The sequence below is a fragment of the Sphaerisporangium perillae genome (genome assembly GCF_023276435.1).
GTDB classification, from domain to species: Bacteria; Actinomycetota; Actinomycetes; order Streptosporangiales; family Streptosporangiaceae; genus Sphaerisporangium; species Sphaerisporangium perillae.
In genome coordinates this window covers 1-8,974 of the sequence record NZ_JALLPO010000089.1, presented here as the reverse complement: position 1 = coordinate 8,974, position 8,974 = coordinate 1, and the positions used below count along the sequence as shown (strand labels likewise).

The 8,974-nt window shown below is 71.2% G+C and carries 9 protein-coding genes and 3 tRNA genes; 6 read left to right on the top strand and 6 right to left on the bottom strand.

All coding sequences use genetic code 11. From position 1 onward, the window contains the following. Positions 1-304 precede the first annotated feature (304 nt). A complete protein-coding gene (locus tag MYF83_RS41970) occupies positions 305-574 on the top strand; it encodes a DUF4031 domain-containing protein (protein WP_248966397.1) in 270 nt (89 codons plus the stop codon). Between the two features lie 103 nt (positions 575-677). On the opposite strand, the gene MYF83_RS44100 is transcribed toward MYF83_RS41970, so the two are convergent. Both MYF83_RS44100 and MYF83_RS41955 read right to left on the bottom strand, forming a co-directional pair. Beyond that, positions 678-1,541, bottom strand: coding sequence for an HD domain-containing protein (locus tag MYF83_RS44100; RefSeq protein WP_308201590.1), 864 nt, complete (start codon positions 1,539-1,541; stop codon positions 678-680). A gap of 283 nt (positions 1,542-1,824) precedes the next feature. Further along, complete coding sequence (locus tag MYF83_RS41955; RefSeq protein WP_248966396.1) at positions 1,825-2,517, bottom strand: hypothetical protein; 693 nt, start codon at positions 2,515-2,517, stop codon at positions 1,825-1,827. A gap of 200 nt (positions 2,518-2,717) precedes the next feature. Here MYF83_RS41955 and MYF83_RS41950 point away from each other — a divergent pair, with 200 nt between their 5' ends. After that, complete coding sequence (locus tag MYF83_RS41950) at positions 2,718-5,210, top strand: DEAD/DEAH box helicase (protein WP_248966399.1); 2,493 nt, start codon at positions 2,718-2,720, stop codon at positions 5,208-5,210. Positions 5,211-5,230: 20 nt separating this feature from the next. On the opposite strand, the gene dusB is transcribed toward MYF83_RS41950, so the two are convergent. Beyond that, on the bottom strand, positions 5,231-6,343 hold the full coding sequence (gene dusB, locus MYF83_RS41945; protein ID WP_308201589.1) for a tRNA dihydrouridine synthase DusB: 1,113 nt from the start codon (positions 6,341-6,343) through the stop codon (positions 5,231-5,233). Positions 6,344-6,474: 131 nt separating this feature from the next. On the opposite strand from dusB, the gene MYF83_RS41940 reads away from it, so the two are divergent. From MYF83_RS41940 to MYF83_RS41925, 4 genes are all read left to right on the top strand, one after another. Beyond that, a complete protein-coding gene (locus MYF83_RS41940; RefSeq protein ID WP_248966393.1) occupies positions 6,475-7,131 on the top strand; it encodes an ACT domain-containing protein in 657 nt (218 codons plus the stop codon). A 70-nt stretch (positions 7,132-7,201) separates the two neighbouring features. After that, positions 7,202-7,274 (top strand) — tRNA-Gly (locus MYF83_RS41935). A gap of 30 nt (positions 7,275-7,304) precedes the next feature. Beyond that, positions 7,305-7,375: transfer RNA gene (locus MYF83_RS41930), tRNA-Cys, on the top strand. Between the two features lie 23 nt (positions 7,376-7,398). Continuing rightward, positions 7,399-7,473: transfer RNA gene (locus MYF83_RS41925), tRNA-Val, on the top strand. Between the two features lie 76 nt (positions 7,474-7,549). Here MYF83_RS41925 and MYF83_RS41920 read toward each other — a convergent pair. The 3 genes from MYF83_RS41920 to MYF83_RS43525 all read right to left on the bottom strand — a co-directional run bounded on the left by MYF83_RS41920 (position 7,550) and on the right by MYF83_RS43525 (position 8,665). Next, complete coding sequence (locus MYF83_RS41920; RefSeq protein WP_248966392.1) at positions 7,550-8,056, bottom strand: SRPBCC family protein; 507 nt, start codon at positions 8,054-8,056, stop codon at positions 7,550-7,552. 179 nt (positions 8,057-8,235) lie between these two features. Then, positions 8,236-8,520, bottom strand: a complete 285-nt coding sequence (locus tag MYF83_RS41915; protein WP_248966398.1) for a hypothetical protein — start codon at positions 8,518-8,520, stop codon at positions 8,236-8,238. Between the two features lie 16 nt (positions 8,521-8,536). Then, positions 8,537-8,665, bottom strand: a complete 129-nt coding sequence (locus tag MYF83_RS43525; protein WP_279340796.1) for a hypothetical protein — start codon at positions 8,663-8,665, stop codon at positions 8,537-8,539. Positions 8,666-8,974: the final 309 nt, after the last annotated feature.

The following is an 8,974-nucleotide window of genomic DNA, read 5'->3' as shown; positions in this document are numbered from 1 at the left end:
GCCGCGGCCGGCGCCGCCGCCCGGCCCCTGGGCGGCTCCGCACCCCAGGGGCCGGGCAGGCCGGACGCCGCCGGCGGCGACCCCTCCCGCGCCGCCCTGATGAAGGAGCTCGACGACCTGGGCCTGTGACCGCGCGCGCCGGGCGTCGCGGGGCTGGACCTCCGCGCGTACTCCCGCTGATCTCGACCGCGCGCGCCGGGCGCTCGTGGGGGGCGTACGCGGGGCCGGACCCCCGCGCGTACTCCAGCTGATCTCGACCGCGCCCGGAAGGAAGCCGCCGGAGGAAGGCCGGTATGGTCCTTCCGTGACCGTGCTCATCGATCAGCCGAACTGGCCCGGGCCGCGCGGCCTCCTCTGGTCGCATCTGGTCAGCGACGCCTCGCTGGAGGAGCTGCACGCCTTCGCGGCCGGGCTCGGCGTGCCGCGCCGGGCGTTCGACCGTGATCACTACGATGTGCCCGAGACGGTGTACGACCGGGCCGTCGAGCTCGGGGCCGAGCCGGTGTCCTCCCAGACGCTGGTGAAGCGCCTCATCGCCGCCGGGCTACGCCGGCGGCGCCGCGTCGCCTCCTGAACCACCGCGCCGATCTCCGAGCCGCCATCTCCCCCGCCGGACCCGCCTCCGCGCGTCTCCGATCCGCCGCCTCGCCTACCGGCCCCGTCTCCGTACCGCCGCCTCACCCGCCGGTCAGGGCGGCCAGCTCCGCCCGCAGGTTCTCCCGGGCGGCCGACTCCCACAGCTCGCGCGCGAGCGGGGTGCGGTACAGCGCCGGCATGGCGAGAAGGGCCCGCAGCACCTGCGCCCGGCCGGCCCTGAACGCCTCGTCGGGTACGTGCCGGTACTCCTCCCGCACCGCACGGGCGTAGGCGTCGTACCCCGGCGCGCCGAGCACGGCGAGGTCGGCGTCGCACAGGACCTCGCCGTCGCGGTCGCCGGGCACCGGGTCGTGGCCGGCGGTCAGCCGCACCAGCCGGGCGACCTCGCCGATCCGCCGCGCGCACAGGCTGCCCCGCCCTGCGCTCCCGCGGACCGCCACCGTCCCGGACATGGCCGCCCCCGTCGTCCCGGAGTTCGCCGCCATTTCAGACTTCGCCGCCATTTCGGAGGTCGCCGCCATTTCGGAGGTCGCCGCCATTTCGGAGGTCGCCGCCGTCCCGGGGGTCACCACCGTCCCAGGGGTCACCGTCCCGGGGGTCACCACCGATTTAGGGGTCACCACCGTTCTGGAGATCTTCGGTGATCCGGAGGGCTCCGCCAGGCGGGCGAGCCGCGACTGGGCGAGCTGGGCGCTGCGCTCCTCGTCCCACCCCGGCCTGCCGTCGTACACGGCGTCGTGGAACCAGGCGGCCAGCCGCACCGCCACGGGGTCGTCCGCGAGGGCCGCGATCGGCTCGATCGCGGCGAGCACCGCGCGCAGGTGGGCGAGCGTGTGGTAGCGCCGGTGCGGCTCGGCCCAGCGCGCGATCAGCTCGGCCCCGACGGCACGGGCCGCCGGGGAGTCGCCCGCGATGCCCGACCACTCCTCGGCGAGATCACCCATACCCTCATGGTGCCAGGCGGCCGGGCCGTCCTCGCGGGCCAGGCCCAGCACTCCGCCGTACCGGCTTCGCCGATGAGGATGGGTACGCCGACCCAGGAGGTACTGGACATGATCGCCGCTGACGCGCCGGAGACCCGGACGCAGATCGTCAGGCTCAAGGACTACTCGCCCACCGTCCAGTTCGGGTAGGCGCCCCGAGGCGGATGGGGCGGCCTCGGTACGTCGGGGTGCTGGGCCGGGCCGCCCCGGCCGCTCGCCGGGCCGGTGTGCCGCCCGGCCCGGTTCAGTCGGCGATGTAGGAGATCGAGCGGATCTCGTAGCCGCGCGTCTTGCTCCCGCGGGCGTGCATGAGCATGGCGCCGCCTTCGTAGGAGTAGGCGCAGACCTTGCCGCCCGTCTCGGGGTTACATCCCTGGTAGAAGTACCCCACGCCGCCGAATCGCGCGCGGAACAGCTTCTTCACCGCGCCCGTCGAGGCGATCTCCAGCCCGCGGTTCCTGTCGCCGGCCTTCCAGGCGGCGAACAGGTACTTCGCGGCCTTGTCGGCGGTGGTGAGGTGGCGCGACTCGTAGACCTTGGTGACGGTGCCCCCCGAGACGATCATCAGGATGCCGTTGAGGCCGCCCTGGACGCGGACGCTGGTGTGGACGAACCGGCAGGAGTTGCCGGAGCAGCCGGCGAACTCGTCGGGTGCCCGGTAGACGTACGCGAACAGGGTCTTCACGGCGGAGGGGGTCGCGACGGCGGCCGCCGCGTTCCTGTCGCGCCTCAACCAGGCCTTGAACAGCTTCTTCGCGACGCTCGCCGGCGTCTGTACCGTCGCGGCCGGCGTCGCCGCCACGCCCGGTGCCGCCGTCCCGCTCGCCGCCGTGGCCGCGCCCGTCACCGTGCCCGCCGCGGCCTCCGCCGCCGTGCCGGCGGAGAACGCCAGAGCCCCCGCCACCGCCAGGCCCACGACGGCCTTCGATCCACGCATCGCCACTCCCTCTCCCCCGGGGCCGGTGCCGACCCCCGCAGAAGACGCGGGGACGGCCGCCGGGGTTCACATGGTCACCAGGGAACGGGACGGCGCCGTGGTCGTACACGAGGTCGAGGTGCGCCGTGACGAGCGCGAACGCCGTCGGGGCCGGGGGCGTTCCGGCGTCATGGACCGACCATGGCGTTGCCTTCGGCAGTATTGACGGTGTGAGCCTCCTCCAGCACCTTCCCCAGGACACCGGCGCCGACGCCCTCTTCGAGGCCTTCGTCGACTGGAACACCCAGCGCGGGCTGACGCTCTACCCGGCGCAGGAGGAGGCGCTGATCGAGATCCTGTACGGCAACAACGTGATCCTGGCCACGCCGACCGGGTCGGGCAAGAGCCTGGTGGCGGCCGGCGCGCACTTCGCGGCGCTGGCCGACGGCAGGCGCACCTTCTACAGCGCGCCGATCAAGGCGCTGGTGTCGGAGAAGTTCTTCGACCTGTGCGCGATCTTCGGGACGCAGAACGTCGGCATGATGACCGGCGACGCGGCCGTCAACGCCTCCGCCCCGATCATCTGCTGCACGGCCGAGATCCTCGCCAACATCGCGCTGCGCGACGGCGCGGAGGCCGACATCGGCCAGGTCGTCATGGACGAGTTCCACTTCTACGCCGAGCCCGACCGCGGCTGGGCGTGGCAGGTGCCGCTGCTGGAGCTGCCCCATGTGCAGTTCGTCCTGATGTCGGCGACGCTCGGTGACGTGACCCGGTTCGAGACGGACCTGACGCGGCGCACCGGGCGCGAGACGGCGGTGGTGCGCTCGGCGACCCGTCCGGTCCCGCTGTACTACAGCTACCGCACGACACCGCTGCACGAGACGCTGGAGGAACTGCTCTCCACCCAGTCGGCTCCGGTGTACGTGGTGCACTTCACGCAGGCGGCGGCCATGGAGCGGGCGCAGGCGCTGATGAGCGTGAACATGTGCTCCAAGGCCGAGAAGGAGGCCATCGCCTCGCTCATCGGGCACTTCCGGTTCACCACCAAGTTCGGCCGCGCCCTGTCCCGGCTCGTCCGGCACGGCATCGGCGTGCACCACGCGGGGATGCTGCCGAAGTACCGCCGGCTGGTCGAGCGTCTCGCCCAGGCCGGCCTGCTCAAGGTCATCTGCGGCACGGACACGCTCGGCGTCGGGGTGAACGTCCCGATCCGCACGGTGCTGTTCACGGCGCTCAGCAAGTACGACGGCAACCGCGTGCGCCTGCTGCGCGCCCGGGAGTTCCACCAGATCGCCGGCCGGGCGGGGCGCGCCGGCTTCGACACCATCGGTTACGTCGTCTGCCAGGCGCCCGACCACGTGGTCGAGAACGAGAAGGCGCTGGCCAAGGCCGGCGACGATCCCAAGAAGCGGCGCCGGGTCGTACGCAAGAAGGCCCCCGAAGGCTTCGTGAGCTGGAGCGAGGAGACCTTCGAGCGCCTCCAGAAGGCCGAGCCCGAGCCGCTCGGCTCGCGGTTCAAGGTCAGCAACGCCATGCTCCTGGCCGTCATCAACCGCCCCGGAGACTGCTTCGCGGCGATGAAGCGCCTGCTGACCGACAACCACGAGGACCGCAAGGCCCAGCGGCGGCACATCAGCCACGCCATCGCGATCTACCGCTCGCTGCTGGCCGGCGGGGTGGTCGAGAAGCTGCGCGTGCCCGACGAGCAGGGCCGGATGGCGCGCCTGACCTTCGACCTGCAGGAGGACTTCGCGCTCAACCAGGCCCTGTCGACGTTCGCGCTGGCCGCCTTCGAGCTGCTGGACGCCGAGTCGGTGACCTACCCGCTGGACATCGTCTCGATCGTCGAGTCGACGCTGGACGACCCGCGCCAGATCCTGCACGCCCAGCTCAACAAGGCCCGCGGCGAGGCCGTGGCCCAGATGAAGGCCGACGGCATCGAGTACGAGGAGCGCATGGAGCTGCTCACCGACGTCACCTACCCCATGCCCCTACAGGACCTGCTGTTCGGCGCGTACGAGACCTACCGGCGCGGGCATCCGTGGGTCGGCGACTACGCCGTCAGCCCGAAGTCGGTCGTGCGCGACATGTACGAGCGGGCGATGACCTTCACCGAGTACGTCCAGTTCTACGAGCTGGCGCGCTCGGAGGGCACGGTGCTGCGCTACCTGGCCGACGCCTACCGCACCCTCAGCCGCACCGTTCCCGACCACATGAAGACCGAGGACCTGCAGGACCTCATCGAGTGGCTCGGCGAGCTGGTCCGCCAGGTGGACTCCAGCCTGCTGGACGAGTGGGAGCAGCTGCAGAACCCGTCGGAGGAGCTGGAGCGGCCCGGCCTGGAGGAGAACACCAAGCCGGTCACGGCCAACCGCCGGGCCTTCCGCGTGCTGGTGCGCAACGCCATGTTCCGCATGGTCGAGCTCGCCGCGCTCGAGCGTTACGAGGAGCTGCGCGAGCTGGCCGACATCGACTGGGAGAGCGCGCTCGACGCCTACTTCGAGGAGCATGACGAGATCGGCACCGGTCCGGACGCCCGCGGCCCCTCGCTGCTGCTCATCGAGGAGGAGAAGGAGCTGTGGCGGGTGCGGCAGGTGCTCCACGACCCGGCGGAGGACCACGACTGGGGCATCAACGCCCAGATCGACCTCGCCGCCTCCGACGAGGAGGGCCACGCGGTCGTCCACGTCATCGCCCTCGACCGTCTCTGATCGGCGGGCCGGCCCAGCGCTCAGCCGCCCGAGGAGTCCAGCTCGGCGCCCTCGGGGACGGCGCCGTCGTGCGGGTCGTCGAGCCAGCCCTCGGGCAGGTGGACCCGCTCGCGGGCGTTGGACTTGCCGCGCGGCCCGTCGGCGGCCTCCCCCGGCCATGGCTGGTCGCCGGGCAGGACGGCGAGGCGCTCGCGGAGCTCCGCGAGGGAGGAGGCGGTGGCGAGGTCGCGGCGCGGACCGGCCCCGACGGTGAAGCCCTTGAGGTACCAGCCGACGTGCTTGCGGAAGTCCAGGACCGCGTGGGTCTCGCTGCCGAAGCACTCGACGAGCAGCTCGGCGTGGCGCAGCATCGTCGCCGCGACCTCGCCGAGGGCGGGCCGGACGCGCTCGGGCCTGCCGTGGAAGGCGTTGTCCAGATCGCGGAACAGCCAGGGACGGCCCAGGCAGCCCCGGCCCACCACCACCCCGTCGCAGCCGGTGCGCTCCATCATGCGAACGGCGTCGCCGGCGCTCCAGATGTCCCCGTTGCCGAGCACGGGGATCTCCGGGACGGCGTCCTTCAGGCGGGCGATCGCCTCCCAGTCGGCCGTGCCGCCGTAGTGTTGCACCGCCGTGCGGCCGTGCAGGGCGACGGCGCTCAGCCCCTCCTCGGCGGCGATGCGGCCGGCGTCGAGGTAGGTCAGGTGGTCGTCGTCGATGCCCTTGCGCATCTTCATCGTGACCGGCAGCGTCCCGGCGTTCGCCACCGCCGCGCGCACGATGCTACGGAGCAGGTCGCGCTTGTAGGGCAGCGCCGAGCCGCCGCCCCGCCTGGTGACCTTGGGCACCGGGCAGCCGAAGTTGAGGTCGACGTGGTCGGCCAGGCCGTCCTTGGCGATGATCTCGACGGCCCTGCCCACGATCGCCGGGTCGACGCCGTAGAGCTGGACGCTCCGGGGGTACTCCCCCGGCTCGAAGCGGATCATCGTCATGGTCTTGGCGTTGCGCTCGACCAGGGCCCGCGTCGTGATCATCTCGGAGACGTACAGGCCGCCCCCCTGCTCGCGGCAGAGCCTGCGGAAGGGCGCGTTGGTGACCCCCGCCATCGGCGCGAGAACCACGGGGGGCCAGACCTCTATCGCACCTATCTTCACCTGCTCATTTCTACCGCACACCGGGACGGGAGGCGTGATTCGCCTGGTAGGCCCCGGCTGCTTGGACCGGAGGGAGCACCGGCGGCTAGATTGGTACGGAGTGCCGCCCCACGTGACATAGGAGGCGATCGATGCTCCTGAGACTGCGTATCACCCTGCCTGACCGGCCCGGATCCCTGGGCCAGGTGACGCGCGTCCTCGGGGTCGCGGGCGCCGACATCATCCAGCTCGTCGTGCTCGAGCGGGGTGAGGGCCGGGCGGTGGACGACCTCACGGTGTTCTGGCCCGACTCGGCTCCGCGCGAGGCCCTCGCCCAGTGCCTCGAAGGCGTCTCGGACGTGACCGTCGAGGGCATCTGGGGCACGCGCGAGGCTCCGGGCACCTATCCGGAGCTGGAGATCCTCAAGTACATCACCACGGCGGGCGACCGGGCCCTGGCCACTCTGATCGACTCGATGCCCGTCCTGTTCAGCGCCGACTGGGCCGCCGCCGGCACGGAGAAGGTGCCAAGGACCGTGGTGCACTCCAGCTGGCGTGCTCCGTCGGAGGTGCCCTTTCCCTCCATCACGCCGCCGCGTCCCGAGGCGCACACCCTGCCGTCCGGGCTGCACATCATCGCGGCGCCGCTGCCGCCGCTCGCGCTGACGTTCCTGCTCGCCAGGACCGAGGGGCCGCCCTTCCATCGCAACGAGGTGCACCGGCTCACCCGCATCCTTGAGATCTTCCTGACCCTGCCGGCGGTCGAGCGCAGTGTGGCGCGCAACTTCCCCGGATCGGTCGCCGGTTAGGCACCGGCGGCGAAAACCCGCTAGAGTTCCGTGTCGTCGCCACGGGAGGGAAACCGCCCGCGGGGAGCATGCGGACGTGGCTCAGCTGGTAGAGCATCACCTTGCCAAGGTGAGGGTCGCGGGTTCGAATCCCGTCGTCCGCTCGGAGAGGTCTGCGCGCACAGGCCTCGCCCGGTGGAGTGGCCGAGAGGCGAGGCAGCGGCCTGCAAAGCCGCGTACACGGGTTCAAATCCCGTCTCCACCTCTGCGCGACGATCGGCAAGACAAGGGCGATTAGCTCAGTGGGAGAGCGCTACCTTGACACGGTAGAGGCCACTGGTTCAATCCCAGTATCGCCCACCACCGAATCCCCGGGTCATCAACCTGGGGATTCGTCATTTCACGGGCCGGGAGCATCGAGAGCACGCCCGGCTAAGGGTCAGGCGCGGGACATCGCGTCGAGGGTCTCGACCATGTGGTCGCGCAGCTCGGTGAGCCGCACGTCGAGGATGATGGGAGCGATCTCGGGGTTGCTCTGGATCATCTCCCGCAGGCCGCTGTGACCGGGACCGTGGACGAAGCTGTGGCGGACCAGCGTGCTGCCCGGCGCGTCGCCGGGCAGCAGCTCGTAGTGCCACTTCGACGAGGGACGGCCGGGGTCGCCTTCACGGTCGAGCACCATCCATCCGAACGTGCGCGGCGCCTCCACCTCGGTCACCACGCAGGTCACCGTCCACACCCGTTCCTGACGGCGGTTGCGCCCCGCGAAGCGCGTCCCCTCACGCAGTACCGCCTGGCCGGGATCGACCCAGGCACCGTGCTCGCACTCCGGGCTGAAGTCGCCGATGCGCGGCACGGCCGTGATCAGGTGCCAGAGCCGCTCGGGCGGCACGTCGACGGTGACCTCCAGGTCCACCCGCGCTCCGGTGACGCCGTAGTCCTCCATGCCGACCTCCGCAGTCCCGCGGTACCCGTCCCCGGTGCCCGCCCATCGCCGTGAGTCCCCTCGGGCAACTATCCACCCCGCGAGCCTGAACGCTTCCGATTCACCTGGCGAATACCGGTCCATAGGGGTCGATCTGGGGCCCCGCGTGCAGAAGGCAAGGCCGCCCCCGGCCCGGATGATCAGGAGGGCTCGTCGCCGGAGGGGCCGGTCGCCAGGGTCTGGCAGGTGCGCAGTTCCCAGTGGCTGATGGCCGGGTCGTTCAGCGCCTCGGCGACCGCGGCCTGGATCTGGTCGCTCGTGGTGTCGTCGGCGGTGTCGATCCGGATCACCAGCTCGCCGTTCGCCTGACGAAGGTCTTTACGCCATTGTTCGGGGAGCAGGGCCAATATCCGGATGCCGTCGATCGGGGAATTGGCCGACGGTTGTGACGTGGCGGTGCGGTGCATCGTCAACTCGACCAGCATCGTCACCCGTCCTCATTCAGTCCCAGGTGATGCCCGGGATCCTCGTGGTGCAGCGGCCTATGCCGATGGTACCGCCGATGGTACCGGAGGCGGCGGCCTCGGCGTTCGCGATCGGGGGTTTCGCCGCGAGAACCGGTTTCCGCATTTCCTTTTCCATTTCCTGAGGAAGTAATTGTGGGTATACAAACGATGCCGGGATTAACGGTCCGCCGGCCGGGTTAATCGGCGGCGCGGCATGTCGCGCCGCCGGTCGTCGTGGTGCCGATGGCGGGTTTTCAGGCGAAGAGCTTGACCAGCCAGTCCTGCCACGCCTGCTCCAGCGCCTTCGGGTCGGCCTTGTCGGCGAAGATGTGGTGCCCGACCACCAGCGTGTCGTTCTGACCCAGGATGAACCGGTACAACCCATCACCGGTCCGCACCCCCAAAAAGCCCGGCGCCACGAAATCGGCGACCC

Bases quoted from the DNA above. Each gene is read 5' to 3' on its own strand.
- MYF83_RS44100 (WP_308201590.1), bottom strand. From the start codon at position 1,541: ATGGGTGATCTCGCCGAGGAGTGGTCGGGCATCGCGGGCGACTCCCCG.
- MYF83_RS41955 (WP_248966396.1), bottom strand. From the start codon at position 2,517: ATGCGTGGATCGAAGGCCGTCGTGGGCCTGGCGGTGGCGGGGGCTCTG.
- MYF83_RS41940 (WP_248966393.1), top strand. From the start codon at position 6,475: ATGCTCCTGAGACTGCGTATCACCCTGCCTGACCGGCCCGGATCCCTG.
- MYF83_RS41920 (WP_248966392.1), bottom strand. From the start codon at position 8,056: ATGGAGGACTACGGCGTCACCGGAGCGCGGGTGGACCTGGAGGTCACC.
- MYF83_RS41915 (WP_248966398.1), bottom strand. From the start codon at position 8,520: ATGCTGGTCGAGTTGACGATGCACCGCACCGCCACGTCACAACCGTCG.
- MYF83_RS43525 (WP_279340796.1), bottom strand. From the start codon at position 8,665: ATGCGGAAACCGGTTCTCGCGGCGAAACCCCCGATCGCGAACGCCGAG.